This window comes from Acetobacter sp. DsW_063 (genome assembly GCF_002153745.1).
Taxonomy (GTDB): domain Bacteria; phylum Pseudomonadota; class Alphaproteobacteria; order Acetobacterales; family Acetobacteraceae; genus Acetobacter.
This window is the reverse complement of the sequence record NZ_JOPL01000067.1, coordinates 1-17,136: the sequence shown is the minus strand read 5'-3', so window position 1 is coordinate 17,136 and position 17,136 is coordinate 1. Positions and strand designations below refer to the sequence as shown.

Genomic DNA, 17,136 nt, shown 5'->3' with positions numbered 1-17,136 from the left:
GCCGCGCGCGGGCTGAATGAAACGCTGTCCCAGACGACGCGCGCCGTGACGGGCGTGAGTGAGGCGACAGTCGGTCTTGACGAGGCGTTGTCCGAGACGTCGGGCGCGATGGCGGGCGTGGCGACGGCGACGGCTGCGCTGGACGAGGCGCTGGGGGCCACGTCGGCCAGCGCCGGCGCGGCCGGTTCCGGGCTGGCCGCTGTTGGCGGCGAGGCCGAGGAGGCGGCGAACCGGGTGGCGTCAGCCGCCGATCGCATGAAATCCGCCATGGCTGGCGTGCGCGCGATGAACGAGTTTCACGCGGGCTATGGCGGTGCATCTGGCGACGGGTCGTCCGGCATGGATCGGCTTCGCGGCGTTGGTCGCGCAGTCGGCGGCTTCGGGGACAGTATCGAGAGCGGCGTTGGCCACGCGTTCGGCGCGGCGGCCACGGGGTTTGGGTTGATCGAGCCGATTCATGCGGCGGCCGAGTATGACAACGACCTGACGCATGTCGGAATCACATTGGGCAAGGACGGTGCAGCAAATGCGCCGTTCGCGCGTGCGCTCGGTGAGAGGATCGATGCGATTGCGCGTCAAACGGGACAGCGCAGCACAGAATTGGCAGGCGCCGCGTCGTTTCTAAGTCAGGAAGGGTATTCGTTCGATAACATCACGGCTTTTCTGCCCCAGATTGCGAAAATATCGACGGCTTATAACTCAGCTCCAGACGCCGTCGCGAAAACAGCATTTGCTCTCAATCAGAATTTGGGCATTTCGAAAGAGCAGTTGCCGACCGCTCTGGCGACAGTCGCGCGGGTAGGCAAGGAATCCGCGTTGCCTCTCGAGCAGCTTGCTCCGCTGTTTCCCGATGTGGCGGCGACGGCGGCGCAACTGGGCGTGCGGGGGCCACAGGGGTTGGCCGATCTCTCATCCATGCTCGCTATCATCCGGAAGAACGTTGGTGGCGAAGGTAAAGCTACGACAGATCTCAGGCAGGTGATGTCCACGCTGACCAGTCAGCATGGTCGGAGACGCTTTAGGCAGCTTCTTGGTTGGGATCCTCGCGACATTATGGATCAGGCCAACAAGCAGGGTCGTGATCCATTATCCGCTGTCATGGATGGCATTATGGCCATCAGGGAACCCTTGAAGCGCCAGCACGCGATTTCGGATCTGTTCGTTGGCATGGAGGATCAGACTGGTGCTTCAGCCATGATCCGTCAGTTCTCCCAGATGATGGAGATCCGCACGCGCCTGCAGAATACTTCACCAAAGATGGTGGACGACGATTTCGACACCGGACTGCAATCCACGCTGATCCGTCTGCAGTCGTTCGAGGATGGGCTGGGCCAGCTTCAGCGCCGCATCGGCACGTCCTTCGTCCCGACTCTCAACGTCCTGACAACGGGCGTGCATCTGTTGACCGAGGGGTTTGACTGGCTGAACCGGGTGACCGGCGGTTGGGGATCTTCCATCGCCGGAGCCACGGGCGGTTTCCTCGCTTTCGCGACGGTGCTGGGGGTGCTTCGTGCGTTGGCTGCGCCGTTGCGCGGGGGGCTTGCGCTGATCGGATCGGTCCTGCGGCTTGTCGGGCTGCGTGCGATCGGCGCGCGGATGGCGCTGGCGACTATCCCGCGTCTGTTGCCGCTGATCGCCAATCCGGTTGGAGCGACGGTTGCAGCTCTGGCTGCGCTTGGCTTCGTCGCGTACGAGGTCGTGCATCACTGGGACGCACTGCGCCCATACTTCACCGGCCTTGGACACTGGATGTCGTCGTGGGCGTCCTCGATCTCGACGTATCTCGGCGAACAGTTCTCCCATATCTTTGACGGTCTGCTGACCGCCCTGCACGGGGTCGAGCATCTGTTCATGTCGTCGCCCGCGCGCGTGCTGTTCAGTCATGACTGGACGCCCCGCGTGCCAGTCATGGCCCAAGCCGCCCCGGCCGCCGCATCGCAGACGCATGGCGCATCGGCCAATGGCGGCCGCGATGAACTGCATCTGCACATCACCGCCGCGCCGGGGCTGCAAGTGCGTCAGACGGGCGGGAGCACACGTGCGCGGGTGACCACGAACACGGGCAATATGGTGACGCAGCCATGAGCGGTTCGCTTCAGTCACTTGGCGCGCTTGTCCAGGGCGAAGGCATTTCCGCGCTGAGTTCCGTCGGCACGGTCGGGGGCCTGCTCGGCTCCGCATTCGGCTCCATCCTTGCGACCGGCAGCTGGTCGGGGGTTACGTTCTACGCTCCGGACACGGACGACCAGATCGGCCGACGCGTGACGCAGTTGCTGTTTCCCGGTTCCGACGTCTGGCGTTATCAGGATTTCGGGCAGGCGCCCCAGATCATGCGCGTCCGTGGGCTGATCATCGGCGACGACTATGTGATCCGGGCGACGCGCATGCGGACGGCGCTTCTGACGGCCGGTCCCGCGACGCTGGTGCATCCCTGGTGGGGCACGTTGTGCGCGCGGCTGATGGAGCCGGCGACGATCAGTTTTTCGGATCGCGCGATCGGCGTTGCGCGTTTCGAGGCGACGTTTGTGCGCGAGCCGGACGCGTCAACGTCGGGCGGTCTTTTTTCCTCGATCGCGGACACGCTCCAGAACGTGCTCACGCAGGCGGACTCGCTGGTCGATCAGGCGACGCTGATGGCGCAGGGCATCCTCTCTCCGCTGTCGGTGGCTGGCGCTCTCGCCAGCAGCGTATCGTCCGTCATCTCCGCCGCCTATGGGGTGTGGAACGGCCTTCTGGGGTCAGCCCCCGTGGCTGTGCAGACTGCTGCGGCGTCGGCGCTCGCGTCGCTCGACGCAGGTGTGGCGGAGCCGACGACGAACGCCGATACGACGTGGGCGAATGCGGTGGTCACGGTGTTGTCCGCCGTCCCGGCTGCGATCACGAACGCTGTCAGCGGCGAGACGACTACGGCGGTGGCGGCTTCGACGGCGGTGGTCGGCGATGCGTCCGATACGGTCGACGCGTCGTATGCGACGACGCTGCTTCTCTCCGCCGCGACATCGATCGGGAGCGCGATGACGACCCTGGCGGCGTCTTCGGTGACGCCGGGAACGGTGTTGGCGCTCGGCGTCGTAACCCGCGCGCTGACGGTGTCGCAGGCGCTGGCGGCGCAGACGGACGAGACCTACGCCAGCCAGCCGGACGCGCTGACGTCGCGCGATACGATGCTTGCCGCGCTCGATGACCTGACGTCCGACATCGAGGTTATGGAGGCGTTGGCCGCTGTGCCTGTCATGGCGCTGGCGCAGGCTGTCGTTGATGCGCGTGCGGCCGTGACTGCGGACATCAGCGATCAGCTCGGCCGTCTGCCCGCGCTTGTGAGCGTTCAGGTTTCGGCTCCGGTCAATGCGTGGCTGATCGCCTACGCCGTCGCGGGCGACACGCCCTCGGAAGTCGCCGCCACCTGGGACGATCTCGTATCGCGCAACGCGCTTGCGCATCCAGCGCTGGCCGGCCCCGGCGCCGTGCAGGCGCTGGAGCCGTCGTCGTGAGCGGTTCGCTCATTACAGCGCCGCGTCGGCCGATCCGTGTGTTCGTGGACGGCGTCGAGCTGGCGACGCGTCAATCGGTCGAGGTTGGCCGCGATCTTGCGGACATTTGCGGACAATTCAGGGTGGAGTTCGACGACGCCGGGCGCGACGAGGCGGCGGGCTTTGCTGCTTCAACGGGCGCCACGATCATCAGAGAGCATCAGTCGGTCGAGATCCGCGTGCTGGATCAGACGGTCCTTCGCGGCAGCGTCGAGGATCTCGCCTTGCGCATCTCTAACGACGGGGCCTCAGGCACTTTCGCAGGGCGCGACGTGGTGGGCGACCTGGTCGACTGCACCGCCAATCCGACCGGGCCTGCGGAATATCGCCAGATCGGGCTGGTGGATGTCGTAAGCGCGTTGGCCACGCCGTTCGGACTGACGGTGGACGCCGACACCGACCTCGGCGCGCCGTTCACGCTGGTGGCGCTCGACATCGAGCCGGCCATGGCGACGATCGGCAAATTGTCGCGCCAGAGAGGTGTTCTTGTCGTGTCCGACGGCGTCGGCGGCGTGCGACTGACGAAAGCCGGAACGCAAAGATCGGCGGGTTCCCTCACGTTTCCGGGCAATGTGCTTTCGATCGACGCGAACATCTCTGTCCGCGAGCATTTCTCCGACGTTTGGGTGAAGGGCAGTTTTCGCAGCGCCTTGCGACCGCAGACCGCTACCCTGAGCGCAGACTCAGCGCCATCTGAGAGCGTCCTGAGCGCAACGCCAGGACAGTCTTTTTCGACGCAGGAGGCGGCGGCCGTCGTGCGCTATGGCCATGCCGTCGATCCGAATGTTGGACGCTGGCGTCCGCGCGTCTGGGCGGCGGCGACGCAAAGCGGCGGATCAGCGATGACGCAGAATGCCGGAAACCCTGCGCTGGACTCTGACGCCGCCGGATATCTCCGCAGTCAGGGCCTCAATCCGGACGCCTATCACGCGACCGGCGCAACGCGGAGCAAGAAGCGCCAGGCGACAAAGCCGCGAACGGACGGGACGCCCTGGACGTTGCAGGATCAGGCGTTGTGGCGGATGCGGACGACCCGCGCGCATGGGACCGCCCGCGTTTATACGGTCGCAGGCCACAGCATGGGCGGCGCGCTGTGGACGCCCAACACGCTGGTGCCGGTGAGCGACGCGTATTCCGACATTCACCGCGACATGCTGATCGGCGCGGTGACCTTCGTGGACAATGCCGAGGGATATTTCACGCGGATCTCGGTGGTCGATCCCGCGACTTACGATCTTGAGGGCGACGTCCAGCGAGGCTCGCGGTGATGGATTATCACGCGCTGCATGCGCTTTCGATGGCGACGCGCACGCACACGGTTCGCGCGGTCGTCCAGGGCGTCAATGACTCGGGCGCGGAACAGACCGTGGATGTGCAGGGTTTCTACGGATCACAACGTTCGGCTGTGCCTGTCGCCTTCCCGTTCGGATTTGGAGCGCGTGTGCCGACTGACGGCGCCGTGACGCATGTCGTGGCGCTTGGCGGCGATCAGGCTGATCTGTTGGCGTTGCCTCCGTCAAACCCGTCCGTGGCGCGCGTGGGCGGTCTGAGCGAGGGAGAGGCGGTTCTTTACGACGCCGTCGGGCAAAAGGTTTATCTGAAAGGCGGGACGATTGTCAGGATCGACGTGCGTACGTCGCTCGACGTTCGCGTCGGCGGAGAGGTCGTGCTGCAGGTGACCGCGACGGGCGCTGCGATCACGGGCGATCTGACCGTGTCCGGCGACGTGGAGATCGGCGGTAAAGCCACGGTGTCCGGCGACGTCACGGCTGGCGACGTCTCACTGGAAGGTCATAAGCACTCAGGCGTGCAGAGCGGTTCAGGCACCTCGGGCGCTCCCGTCACCTGATCAAATAGTCGAGCATTAGCGGGATATCGCGCGCGCGCGATCATCGCGGGCATGACGACGACCGCTGGAATGATGCTGCGCTATCGCGCCGATCTCGGCTGCTGCGACCTTGTGGTTCGCGCGACGGCCAATGGTCGCGGCCGCGTCCGCACTGACTCGACGCTGGCGTCTGCGTTGCTGTCACAGCTCGGCAGCGACCGTCGCGCAGACGCGACCGACAATCTTCCAAACGCCATTGCGCTGCTGCCGGCGCAAGGCGGCGGCGCGTTCTCGCGGCGCGGCTGGCCCGGCGACATGCTTTTGCCCACCGGCACGCGTCAGGGATCGCGCCTGTGGCTTCTGTCGCGCGGGAAGGCGTCAGAAACGGATCGTGTGGCTGCGATCGGCTACGCGGCCGAGGCGGTTGCGCCCGTCGCGCAGTGGAGTTGCGAGACGATCCAGACCACGGCGACGTGGCTTCGCGCCGGAATTCTGCAGGTCACTGCGACGGTTTCCGGTGTTTCCATTACAGTTCCGGCGGGGTCGGCATGACGCTTTCGATCCCGACGTCAGCGGAGATCGTTCGTCGCTTTGCGGCGGCGTTGCAGGCCATGCCTGTGACTGCTGACGATGGGACGTCCGTCGTTCTGGATGCGAACGTCCCTGGCAGCGTCGAGCAGGTTCTGGCCGCAGCTTTCTCGCTGGAGATGACAGGCGTCTACCGCTACGCGCGAGATTATTGCCTGGAGCTTATGGTCACCACGGCGACCGAAAATGGGCTGCTAGCATCCCATGCGCTCCAGTGGAAAACCCCAAGGATCGGCGCGCAGGCGGCGGTTGGGAACGTCCTCGCGACCACGACAGCGGCAGTCGTGTTTGCGGTCGGCCAGACCATGACCGTCGACGGGACCGTAACGTGGTCAGTCACGGCGGAAACCAGCCTTGCCTCCGGAGTGACCGGGTCGGTGCCAGTTCAGGCGACGACGACTGGCACGGCCGGAAATCTGGCGGCCGGGACGACGCTGACGCTGGTGACGCCGGTCACAGGCGTGTCGTCGATCATCGTCGACAGTTCGGGTCTCGCCGGGGGCGCCGCGATCGAAGCGGCGGAGAGCTGGCGGGCGCGCATACTGGCGGCGATCCGCAATCCGCCCGGCGGCGGCACGGCGGCCGATTACAAAAAATGGGCGACGGACGCAGGTGCGGGCTACGTCAACGTCGTCGGCGGTTGGCTCGGGCTCGGGACAGTCGGCGTCATTGTCGCGATGCCGGGGCGTGTGGCGCCGACGGACGCGCAATTGGCCCAAATTCAGGCGTATATCGACGATCAAAGCCGCAAGGTGGTGCGGTCCAATGCGACAGTGGTGGCCGCCACGATCGTGCAGCGCAACGTCGTCGCCTCGATCAATCCGGACACGACGACGGCGCGCGCGGCGACGTCTTCGGCGGTCTCCGCCTACTACGCGGGGACCGGGCTTGGCGACACGCTCTACCAGTCGCAGCTGTCGGACGCGTTTTCGTCCGTTGTTGGCGAGACGAGCCATCTGATCACCTCTCCTGCAGCCAACATCGTGCAGGCGGCTAACGAGCTGTCCGTCTTCGGCTCGATCAGCTGGAGCGCCAATACGTGAACGTTCTGAGCTACGATCTGCTGGTTACGCTCAGCGGCGCGGAGAGCATTTTTGCCGTCGACGCAAGCGGAAAATCGCGACGCATCCTGACGGGCTCCATCTCCGGGACGGCCGCGAGTTTTCCGAGCAGCGGCAATTTCTATGCCGACAAAGGCGCGACCGTCGGGCGATATGGCGACCGTCTGTTCGTCGGCGGCGCGGCGGCGAACGACGGTAAATCGGACCGTGACGACACGCCCACGGACTGGCTGACGGCGGCGATGGCGGCGACGTCGATCGGCGGCTGGGCGGTCTGGCGCGCGACGATGGCGGCGCTCTCGACGGTCGGCGCGAGCGGGTTTGTCGGCGGATCGCGGACGTCTGACGCGGTGGCGAACACGACGGCGCTGGGCTCGACGCCGAGTTCGATCGGCGTGAGCGCATGGGGCATCGCGGACAGCACGTCCAACCCGACCGCAGCCACAGCCTACGGATTTTATGGCGAGGCGTGGCGGCTGACCGGCGTGAACTATCAGCCGACCTTCGTGGCCGAGTTCGACGCGGTGAACCTTGGTGGCGCGGCGTCGGGGCAGACCACGCCGTATCATCCCAATACGGGGGGCGGTGTTTACGGATTGCAGCTTGCGTCCGGCGGCGGCCAGACCAGCGGCGTCAGCGACAGTGAAGCCGCGATCACGATCGTCAACAACAACGCCGCGTGGAAGGCGGGCATCGTCTTCGGGGCGACGGCGCTGACCGGCACGGACGGGGCGGACAGCGGCTACGGCTCCGCGATCATGATGGCGATGCGGCAAGGTTTGTCCTGGGCGACGCCCGAGACCGTTCAGAACGTCCAGGGCGCGAACACCGGCGCAATGATCTGGTCTTCGGTCACGACTGCCGCGAACGGGCAGCGCATCGAATTCAACGACAACGGGCTTCTTTTCGAAAACGGCAGCGGAAATCTGCTGTTCGCGATCGCGCCCAATGCGGCGCCCAACGCGACGCTGCAGATTCAGGCAGGCAGCGCGCAGCAGGCGGCGGGCCTTTACGTGAATGGTGGAAATGATGGATCGGCAAACATGCTCCTCTCCTGCGCCAGCGGGGGAAATTTCATGTTCGATGGCGCCATGGTGGCGGCGAATACTTCGGTCCCTTTTACTGCCGCTCCTGCGTATGGCTGGTTGCAGGCTGGTGTCCTGGTCGGAGGAGTCTGGCAGCAGGGACGCATCCCCGTCTTCAGCGCCACGCAGGCCGGAGGATGAGGTGGTGCTGACGCTGCCTCGCCGTGACGTCGACCTGATCGCGAACCTGCTGACGGAGGTTCCGTTCAAGGTTTCCGCGCCGGTGATTTCACGAATTTCTCAGCAGATGACGGGAGCGGCGGCGCGATGAGCGTCCTGCTCGACACGTCCGGCACGGCGCTGCTCGATCAGGGCGGCGATCCGCTGCTCGATCAGGGGCCGCCGCCGCCGCGCACGCGCGAGCAGATCATGGCGGGTTTCATGGGCTCCCTTTTGCCGCCGGGCTGGGCTTTTCCTCACGTCGCTTCAAGCAATCTGGGCGTTGTGGCGAACGCCCTGGGCATATCTCTTGAGGTTCTTGAGGGGGACATCGCGGCGCTTGCCTGGGAGATCAGCCCGGCGAAATCGACGTTGTTGCTTGACGATTACGAGGCGGTTTTGGGGCCGGACCCGTGCGGGCGCGATCCGACGACGATGTCGCTTGAGACACGGCAGGCGTTCGACAATGGACGATGGGTCGGGTCAGCGGGGACGTCGTGGGCGTTTTTCCTTGGTCTGGCCACGCAGATCGGCGTGACGATGACGATCGAGGAACCTGAGCCTGCGATCTGCGGGGTGGCTGTCTGCGGCGTCGATGTGTGCAGCACGATCGCCGACCGGTTTGTCTGGGTGGTGACGCTGCCGAACCGCGAGACCGGCCTTGAGTGTCCGATCAAACGCAATAACCCGCCCGACCTGACTGTGGTTTTCGAATATGTGAGCACGACCTGATGGATTACACGAGCGCCACCGGGAATGCGCTGGTCAATGGCATCCGCCAGTACGTCGACAGGGATCTCACGAACGGCGTTGCCGGTACGTCGCTGGTTGCCGTGGATCGCAACGCCGTCATGAACGAGATCATGAAGGTCATCACGGCGGCAGGCCTCACGCCGGACGCGGGCGATCTGACACAGCTGTATCAGGCGATCGCGAAGCTCATCGCCGCCGCCGCCACGGCCGCGTCCGTAGGATTTACCCCTGTCGAGCAGGGAGACGGACCGAATCAGGGCACGGGCGCGACAAACGCCAAGATCAACATCGGGATCGACACGGCCGACGGCGGCATCGGCGTGAGGTTCTCGGTCGGCGGCACGGATTACGGATTTATCGTGCGCTCGCTGCCTGCGGCGACGGGCGACGATTTCTGCACGAACCTGATTTATTCGAAGTCTTTGGCGGGTCCACAGTTCATAAGCCCTTCATGGTCCGGGCGGCTGATCGGGCTGTCGGATTATTCCTCTGCCTATAACGGAGCGACCGGCGTGCAGATGCTGGCGTATCGGCGCGAGCCCGACGGCTTCATCAGCCAGTCGGGCACGAACATTTACCAGGGCACAAGCGGCGTCGCGACCGAGGTGATCTACAACCCGGCCTTCCCGATCCCTTTCACAAAAGTCGTGACGGGGCAGAGCGCGAACATCATCAACGCGACAGCGGGAACGTCCAGTTCGGTGGCTCTGTCCAATATCGGGCTGACGTCGATGACTGTGCGCATTTATCCGTCTTACTCGGCGACGTGGCGGGTGGAGGGATACTGAGATGGACACGCATCATTTCTGGTCACCATCACGGCTTTCCTTCTACCCGGCCTCTATGCTGGACGCCTATCGCAAGAGTGACGCGGGGCTACCGGACGATCTGATTCTGGTTTCCGAGGAAGTGTTCCGAGTATTCGCGCTGAATCACCCGCCGTCGGGCAAAAAGCGCGGCGCGCGCGCAGACGGCGCGCCGGACTGGATCGACGCATGAACGGCACGCTGCGATTCAAGGTCGGCCTGCCGTTCGCGATGCTGGTCGCGATCGATGCGCCCCACGGCGGCGTCGCGGATCTGACCGGATGCACATATGCGGCGCAGATACGCGATGCGCTGGGCACCCTCGTTGCGTCACCCGCCGTGACGGCCGTGCTGGCGCAACCGGGCGCCGTGCAGCTGACGGTGCAGGACACCACGCAATGGCCATTCGGCCAGATGTGGTGCGACCTCAACGTGACGTGGCCAAACGGTCTGACGACGCCGACCGAGCCATGGATGATCACCATTCTACGCGGAGTGACGCGATGAGTGGGCCGCTGATGAGCGCGCTGATGTCCGTGCGCGTCTATCCGATGTTTCCGATGGCGCCGCAGGCGACCGTCGTCAGCGCCGCCACCGACGAGAGCGGGGCGCTGCTGCTGACGCTCGATGACGGCACGACGCTCGCGGCGATCGCGTCCGGGTCGACGGTCGCGGCGCAGATCGTCGCGGCGCTCGGCTCCTCGTCCGACGTGCTGCCGAACGCGCTGACCGTGGACGGCCAGCCGCTGACTGTCGACCAGGAAGAGGTCACACCATGATCAGGATTGGAAAAATGCGGAACATCGCGTTGCTCGCCTGCGTTTCCGCTGCCTCCCTGTTGGTCGGCGGTCGCGCCGTCGCTGCGGGACTGGAGATTACGGCGCAACCGGCCGCGACGTCTCTGGCCGGGACGGACGTGGTGCCGGTCGTGCGGGTGGTGAGCGGGACGCCGACGCTCTATCAGGCTCCGCTGTCGCTGCTCTGGGCCGCTTACGCGCCTCTGTCGTCGCCTGCCCTGACCGGCGTGCCGACAGCGCCGACGGCGACGGCCGGGAGCGCCAGCACGCAGATCGCGACGACGGCCTATGCGGATGCGGCGGTCGCAGCACTGTCGTCGGCTCTGACAGCGACGATCACCGCAGCCCAGACCGCTGCGACACAGGCGCAGACGACCGCCAATGCGGCGACAACATCTGCGGTCACGGTATCATCTCCGGGGACGAGCTACGCAGCGGTGATCCCGGCGTACGGCTCCGTCGTCTACGACATCACGCCCGCCGCCGCGATGGCCGTGACATTTTCCGGCGGCACGGCCGGGGTATGGACGCGCGTGACATTGCTGATTCGTCAGCCGTCAGCGGGCGGCTACGCGGTCGCACTGCCAGCAGCGTCGGGCACGCTCAAATACCTCACATCCGGGGGAGCGGCTCCGACGATCAGCACAACGGCGGGGTCTGTCAGCGTGCTGACCTGCGGGACCGACGACGCATCCGCCACCGTAATCTGCGGGCTCTGATCGATGACCAACAATCTCACGATGACCTCGGCAACGTATGCGACGTCGCCGATCTCCGGTTTCGGTCAGGCGCTGCAGCCCGGCGGTTATGGCGTCGCGGCGGCAAGCCTGTTCTCTGCGGCGGCCACGTCGGTCGAGCTTGAGGCGCGCGTGCTGTTTGCCGCGAAGCCGACGACCCGCAACAGCATTATCGCGATGCAAGACAGACTTGTGTCGATGTCCGTGACGACGGCCGGCCTCGTGCAGGTGTGGTTCGGGTATGTAGGCGGGTCGAATCTGGCGCTGACCAGCACAGCGTCGATCGCCGATGGCGCGGCGCATACGATCACCGCGATCTACAACGCGACTGCGGCGACCGGTCAGTTGCTGGTCGACGGCGTGGTGGTGGCGTCAGGATCGACATCAAGCGTCACCAGTTTCAGCTGGACAGCGTCGGCTTTCGGAATTGGCGTCTATCCCGGATCGTCCGCAGCCTACACCAATCAGGGCGTTATCGACGAGGTCGCGGTCTTTTCGCCCGCGCGAGACAGCGGGGCATACACACCCTCAACCTCGCCCTACACGGGGTCTGAGACCGACCTCGTCGCGCTCTACCATCTCGACGGTAACGGCAACGACTCTGTCGGGGCGGCGACCGCGACTGCATACGCGCTGACCGGATCGGCGACTCTCGCGGTTGGCTCGGCGGCGACTTATACAGTTCAGCCGACCGGCGCGGTGGCTTCGGCGACGGTAGTGACGCCAGCCAGCACGATCGCGGGCACGTTCTCGCCGACGTCGCTGACTTTCGCGGCCGGCGCCACGGCGTCCCAGACGTTCACCTTCACACCGAGCGGTAGCGGATCTGGCTCCCTGTCCACGACAAACAACGCCGGCCTTGCGGATCCGGCCGCGTTGTCGATCACCGTATCAGCCGGCGCAACAGCGCCAGGCGCGCCGACCTTCACGCTGACGCCCGGCAACGGGTCGATGCTGGTTACGGTGGAGGCGCCATCTTCAGACGGCGGCGCCACGATCACAGGTTACCCGATTTATGCCGGAACCTCAGCGGGTGTGGCGTCCGGCGCGTCGATAGCGACGCTGGCGGCGGCGGGGACTTATACGATCAGCGGCCTGACGAACGGCGAGCTGGAATACGTCAACGTTGGCGCGACCAACAGCGTGGGCACGACCCTTGCCGTCGAGCAGAGCGCCACGCCTGTTCTGAGCGGCGTGACGATCGCGCCGAACAATGCGGCGATTACTTATTCGGCGTGGAACTGGCTGGTTGGGTCAACATCGGCCAAGTCGATTAATCCGGGCGCTTATCTGGATTTCTGCTTTTCCGGTTCGTCTCTGACGCTGAATTTCGATGTATCGGCGAACTTGGCGCCACTGCCGACCGTGTGGCTGGTGATCGATGGTACGGCGACGCTCTACACGCTGGCGTCGTCAATCACGGCGACAATGCCGGCCGCTACCGCCGGTTGGCCGATTCACACGTGCCGCCTGATCTTCGCATCGGCGACCTGCACGCAGAATCGATGGACGCCTCAGTCCACGGCTTTGACGCTGACATCGATCCTCGTGGCTACCGGGGGTAGCGTCACCGCCGTCGCAGCGAGCAGGCGCAAAAAAATTCTGATTTTCGGCGACAGCATCACCGAAGGGTATCAGACGCTCGCGAAGATCGTATCCGGCACGAACACCGACGCATCGGCGAGCGATGTCACGCAGGCGTGGGGCTGGCGTTTTGCAGATGCGGTCGGGGTGGATGTCGGGATCGTCGCTTTCACAGGTCAGGGGCTGACGATCAGCGGCAATGGCAGCGTTCCGCCGATCCCGACAACGTGGAACTATCTGTGGTCCGGGCAGGCGCGCGATTTCACGACCTCGCCGGATCTGATCGTCATCAACCAGGGCACTAACGACGGCGGAAAGAAGGCTACGCAAGCGGCTGTGCAGACGGCGATGACGACGTTTCTGACGGCGCTGGTCGACCAGTTCCCGAACACGCCAATCGTCGTGATGCAGCCGTATGAGGGCAACGGCTCGTATATGACGGCGGCCTATCGGACGACAGTCACGGCGGCGTTGCAGGCGGCGATCGGGGCCGTCAACAACGGGCTGATCACGTGGGTTCCGACGACTGGGTGGTTTACTGCCGCCATGGTGTCGCTGTCGGCGGACGGCACACATCCGCTTGGAATTGCGACCCGGCAGACGATCTCCCCGGCGGCCGTCGCTGCTATGGGTTCGTCGGTCAATCCGCCGCCCCGCTCGTTCAGTTCGATCTGATGCCGATGCTCGCTGCGTGGAATGAGATAGCAGGACCGGCCGCCTGGGCGCTGTCAGCCGCGACCGGATGGTGGGGGCATAGCCTTCGCATGCGGCGCCTCGCGCGCCAGCGGGAGCACGACGCGTCTGATATGGCCCTGCGCCTGATCGGTCTGGCCGTGGCTCGGGCCGAGCAGCTTGAAGCGCTCCAGCGGTCTTATGTGACCGAACTGGACGATCTGCGCCGCGATCGCTGGCGCGCGTCGGAAGCGGTGGCGCAGGTGCAGGCCGAGGCGATTGCGGCGCGGCTGATCGTCCACGAGCTGGATGCACGCCTCGGTGAGCCACCGCGCGAATTCCATCCGCTTCCTGATTTCCCTTTTCCACAGCGGGCGCCGGACGTGCGCGCGATAACCATGGAAGATCACAAAGATGCGTAATCTTGTCGAGACAATCAAAGCTCCGTTCCTCGCGCTCGCAGGGCCAGCACGTCTCGTCAACGTCGAGACGGTCGATAATCGCGGCCGTCGACGTTTCTGTGGGCAGGCGCTTGTCACCGGGGCGGCGCTCGCGACGCTGGGGGCGACACAGGGCTGCACGGTCTCGACGTCCGGCAATGTGACGACCGCCACGCTCAACGTCGCCAAGGTGGTCGCTTATGGTCAGGCCGGGCTCAATATGCTCGGCACGCTGACGACGCTCGCGGCGGCGTTTCCTGCGCTCACGACCTATGCGACGGCCGGTGCTGCGATTGAAACGACGCTGTCCGCCGCGCTGACCGCGTTCGAGACGGCAGCGGGGAGTTCCGTGTCCGTCTCCTATGACGACACCAGCTACAAGACGGCGATCGACAGCATCCTCGCGGATCTCCAGCAGGCGGACACGGTCGCCGCGAATGCGTTGAGCGGCGCGGGCAGCGCGCTGTCGGACAGCGCGAAAAGCACGCTCTCTACTGGTCTTTCAGCGATCAGGACGGTGGTGTCTGTGTTCCAGGCGGCGTTGGCCGGGACGTCGGCCGGCCAGCTTGCCATGTCCGAGGCGCAGGCGTTGCGGACCCTCCACGTCGCGCAACCGCGCTGACGCATGGTGCGTCGTGCTCCTCGCCGGGATGACGGTATCAGCCGCCGTTCTATGGGTTTTGTGGCGGCGCTATTGACGTTGGCCGGATGCTCCGCGCTTCCCGGCCGTGCGCGCCATGACCTGGTGGGGATGACGCTGCCCGATTTTCTCGCGTGCGCCGGGCAGCCGACGGAGCGGATGCGGATCGCGCCGCGCCAGTGGGCGCTGACTTTTCCGACCAATAACTGGTCGACGCCGTCGCTCTCCGGGGCCGTTCCGCTACTGGGCGACCTCGTCAAACCGACAGTGTCGGCGAGCGCATCGGAATCGTGTCGCATGACGGCGCGCATCCGCGATGGCCGAGTAGCCAGCATTCACTTCGTCGCCACGTCGTCGCTGACGACGAGCGCCAGCGCAGCCTGCGCGCCGCTGGTGCGCGACTGCCTGCTCTATCCGGATCACACCATGCTGCCGGCGGATTACGACGCCGACGCCTATCTTCAGAAAGGTTCGTCATGACCGCTGCCCGTCGGCCTCTGGGTAAACTGCCTGCCCGTCACGATCCGCGCACATTTCGGATGGCTGCGCCGCTGGCGCGCGCGCTCCCCGCGATTCCTGCCGCAGTGAACTGGGCGCAAAAGGTCGACTGGCCGATGTGGGGGAACGACCGTTACGGGTGTTGTACCCAGGTGGGCGTCGCCAGCGCGATCCGGACGTGGACTGGCGTCGCCCAGGCCCCGGTTTTGCTCACGGGCGCTCAGGTTCTGAATAACTACGCTGCCGCCACGAACCCGCCGTTCAATGTTTCTACTGGAGCCAACGACAACGGGGCGGTCGAGGTAGATGTTCTGGACCGTTGGCGCGTGGAGGGTTTCGAGCGACCGGGACAGACGCGCGACTACCTGACCGCGTATGGGGCTGTCGGTCCGCAGGATGCGGTGAGCGCGCGACGGTCAATCGCGTTTCTGGGCGGTCTTTATATAGGTCTGTCTCTGCCTGAGTGGGCTTGCGTCGTTGGTTGCGGCGACTGGGATTACAGCCCCACGCGTGACAACAGCATCGCCGGTGGTCATTGCGTGTGGCTGCATGGCTATGACGCCGACTGGTTCTATCTGAACACCTGGGGCGACGATAAGCGCATGTCGGCCGCGTTCATGCGGCAGTTCTGCGACGAGGCTTACGGGCTGGTGTCGCGGCAAAACTGGACGACGGTGTATGGCGTGTCGGTCAATGGCGAGGCGCTGGATGCGCTGGTCGCCGAGATGCGGGCGTCGGCCGGTGTCTGACGAGATAGCCTTGTTCGCGGGCGGCTCCGTGTTCGGGGCCGTGGCGCTGGGGGTCGTGATCGCGCTTTGTGTGCGCGCTCGTATGAAATGGCGCTGGCCAGGGGACGGTAGCGGGCGTCCGTAGCGGCAGTTCGCTCGTCCGGATTTCCCCGTCTCCTTAACAAGACGGGGGCGAGGCTGCTGGAACAGCCGAGCCGCGTGCTGTCACACGCTCGATGAATCGACCCGTCACCTCTGCAGAGGCCGGGTCATTATGAGTGTCCACGTATATGCAAAAGGTAAAAATGTCCGGGCTTTCCACGCCCGCGCCTTACGTCGGCGGAAAGCGCAACCTTGCGTCGCTGATCATCGATATCATCGGCAAGATCCCTCATCAGACTTATGTCGAGCCGTTTGTGGGTATGGCGGGCGTATTCCTGCGGCGGCCGACGCCCGCGCGCTGTGAGGTCATCAATGACCTAAATGGGGAGGTCGCGAATCTGTTTCGTGTGCTCCAGCGGCATTTCGTCGCGCTGACCGATATGCTGCGCTGGCAGGTGACGTCACGAGAGCACTTCGAGAGGCTGCGCGACACCGCGCCCGAGTCATTGACTGATCTGGAGCGCGCTGTGCGCCTGCTCTACGTCCAGAGGATCGCCTATGGCGGCAAGGTTCGCGGGCAAACGTTCAATTACGCGCAGCGGACGGCCCGCTTCGACGTCACCAAGCTGCTCCCGGCGTTGGACGATATCCATCACCGTCTGGCGTCGGTGACGATCGAGTGTCTGCCGTATGGTCGGCTGATCGAGCGATATGACGGGCCGGGGGTGCTGTTCTATCTCGACCCGCCGTATTGGGGCTCGGAGGACTATTACGCGGCGGCGTTCGACCGCGCCGAGTTTGGGAGGCTGGCTGACCAGCTGGCGTCTCTGCGGGGGACGTTTGTGCTCTCGATAAACGACCGGCCAGAGACGAGAGAGGTGTTCGCGGCGTTCAATCTGATGGAGGTTGAGGCAGCGTATGGGCTGGATAGTCGGTACGCTGAGCGCGCTCCAAGAGGCGAATTATTGGTGTCTAACACCCCTCTTAAACGGGGCTGAGAATGGTCCGTCGGACGAGCTTTTGGGGTTCCAAACAATGTGTCCGACGGTTCCAAACCAACTGCCGCGCTTCAAAGATGAAGCTTGCTGCGATGTGGATTGCGGACATGAATGTATGAGCGCAGCGGTC

Annotated in this window: 20 protein-coding genes; all 20 read left to right on the top strand. The window is 65.0% G+C overall.

Features of this window, described 5'->3' with window-relative positions; genetic code table 11:
* The coding region (locus tag HK28_RS09635; protein WP_086644373.1) for a phage tail tape measure protein at positions 1-2,085 on the top strand (2,085 nt) is incomplete at its 5' end.
* Entirely contained in the window at positions 2,082-3,491 is a 1,410-nt protein-coding gene (locus HK28_RS09630; protein ID WP_086644372.1) for a DNA circularization N-terminal domain-containing protein, read from the top strand. The genes HK28_RS09635 and HK28_RS09630, both read left to right, overlap by 4 nt.
* Positions 3,488-4,798 carry a phage baseplate assembly protein gene (locus HK28_RS09625; protein ID WP_086644371.1) on the top strand — a complete coding sequence of 437 codons (1,311 nt, stop codon included), beginning with the start codon at positions 3,488-3,490 and terminating at the stop codon, positions 4,796-4,798. Before HK28_RS09630 ends, HK28_RS09625 begins: the two co-directional genes overlap by 4 nt.
* Positions 4,798-5,379 carry a phage baseplate assembly protein gene (locus HK28_RS09620; protein ID WP_143217389.1) on the top strand — a complete coding sequence of 194 codons (582 nt, stop codon included), beginning with the start codon at positions 4,798-4,800 and terminating at the stop codon, positions 5,377-5,379. The genes HK28_RS09625 and HK28_RS09620 overlap by 1 nt, the downstream gene beginning before the upstream one ends.
* Positions 5,380-5,430: 51 nt before the next feature.
* Entirely contained in the window at positions 5,431-5,910 is a 480-nt protein-coding gene (locus HK28_RS09615) for a phage GP46 family protein (protein ID WP_086644370.1), read from the top strand.
* Positions 5,907-6,989, top strand: a complete 1,083-nt coding sequence (locus HK28_RS09610; RefSeq protein ID WP_086644369.1) for a baseplate J/gp47 family protein — start codon at positions 5,907-5,909, stop codon at positions 6,987-6,989. Before HK28_RS09615 ends, HK28_RS09610 begins: the two co-directional genes overlap by 4 nt.
* Complete coding sequence (locus tag HK28_RS09605; RefSeq protein ID WP_086644368.1) at positions 6,986-8,233, top strand: hypothetical protein; 1,248 nt, start codon at positions 6,986-6,988, stop codon at positions 8,231-8,233. The genes HK28_RS09610 and HK28_RS09605 overlap by 4 nt, the downstream gene beginning before the upstream one ends.
* Before the next feature lie 4 nt (positions 8,234-8,237).
* Positions 8,238-8,363 carry a hypothetical protein gene (locus HK28_RS14440; RefSeq protein WP_255376467.1) on the top strand — a complete coding sequence of 42 codons (126 nt, stop codon included), beginning with the start codon at positions 8,238-8,240 and terminating at the stop codon, positions 8,361-8,363.
* Positions 8,360-8,983, top strand: coding sequence for a putative phage tail protein (locus HK28_RS09600; RefSeq protein WP_086644367.1), 624 nt, complete (start codon positions 8,360-8,362; stop codon positions 8,981-8,983). The genes HK28_RS14440 and HK28_RS09600 overlap by 4 nt, the downstream gene beginning before the upstream one ends.
* Entirely contained in the window at positions 8,983-9,792 is an 810-nt protein-coding gene (locus HK28_RS09595; RefSeq protein ID WP_086644366.1) for a hypothetical protein, read from the top strand. Before HK28_RS09600 ends, HK28_RS09595 begins: the two co-directional genes overlap by 1 nt.
* A gap of 1 nt (position 9,793) precedes the next feature.
* Positions 9,794-10,003 (top strand): hypothetical protein, encoded by a 210-nt coding sequence (locus tag HK28_RS09590; RefSeq protein WP_086644365.1) that lies wholly within the window; start codon positions 9,794-9,796, stop codon positions 10,001-10,003.
* A complete protein-coding gene (locus tag HK28_RS09585) occupies positions 10,000-10,317 on the top strand; it encodes a hypothetical protein (RefSeq protein ID WP_086644364.1) in 318 nt (105 codons plus the stop codon). The genes HK28_RS09590 and HK28_RS09585 overlap by 4 nt, the downstream gene beginning before the upstream one ends.
* Entirely contained in the window at positions 10,314-10,589 is a 276-nt protein-coding gene (locus HK28_RS09580) for a hypothetical protein (RefSeq protein ID WP_086644363.1), read from the top strand. The genes HK28_RS09585 and HK28_RS09580 overlap by 4 nt, the downstream gene beginning before the upstream one ends.
* A gap of 14 nt (positions 10,590-10,603) precedes the next feature.
* Positions 10,604-11,326: a hypothetical protein gene (locus HK28_RS09575; protein WP_158093440.1), complete on the top strand. Its 723-nt coding sequence runs from the start codon at positions 10,604-10,606 to the stop codon at positions 11,324-11,326.
* A gap of 3 nt (positions 11,327-11,329) precedes the next feature.
* Positions 11,330-13,603, top strand: coding sequence for a GDSL-type esterase/lipase family protein (locus tag HK28_RS09570; RefSeq protein WP_086644361.1), 2,274 nt, complete (start codon positions 11,330-11,332; stop codon positions 13,601-13,603).
* The gene (locus HK28_RS09565; RefSeq protein ID WP_086644360.1) at positions 13,603-14,022 is read left to right on the top strand and encodes a hypothetical protein; all 420 of its coding nucleotides are present in this window, start codon (positions 13,603-13,605) and stop codon (positions 14,020-14,022) included. Before HK28_RS09570 ends, HK28_RS09565 begins: the two co-directional genes overlap by 1 nt.
* Positions 14,015-14,662, top strand: a complete 648-nt coding sequence (locus HK28_RS09560; RefSeq protein WP_233140468.1) for a hypothetical protein — start codon at positions 14,015-14,017, stop codon at positions 14,660-14,662. Before HK28_RS09565 ends, HK28_RS09560 begins: the two co-directional genes overlap by 8 nt.
* A 3-nt stretch (positions 14,663-14,665) precedes the next feature.
* The gene (locus HK28_RS09555; RefSeq protein WP_143217387.1) at positions 14,666-15,160 is read left to right on the top strand and encodes a hypothetical protein; all 495 of its coding nucleotides are present in this window, start codon (positions 14,666-14,668) and stop codon (positions 15,158-15,160) included.
* Positions 15,157-15,927, top strand: coding sequence for a hypothetical protein (locus HK28_RS09550; RefSeq protein ID WP_086644358.1), 771 nt, complete (start codon positions 15,157-15,159; stop codon positions 15,925-15,927). The genes HK28_RS09555 and HK28_RS09550 overlap by 4 nt, the downstream gene beginning before the upstream one ends.
* Before the next feature lie 284 nt (positions 15,928-16,211).
* The gene (locus HK28_RS09545) at positions 16,212-17,006 is read left to right on the top strand and encodes a DNA adenine methylase (protein ID WP_233140467.1); all 795 of its coding nucleotides are present in this window, start codon (positions 16,212-16,214) and stop codon (positions 17,004-17,006) included.
* Positions 17,007-17,136 lie beyond the last annotated feature (130 nt).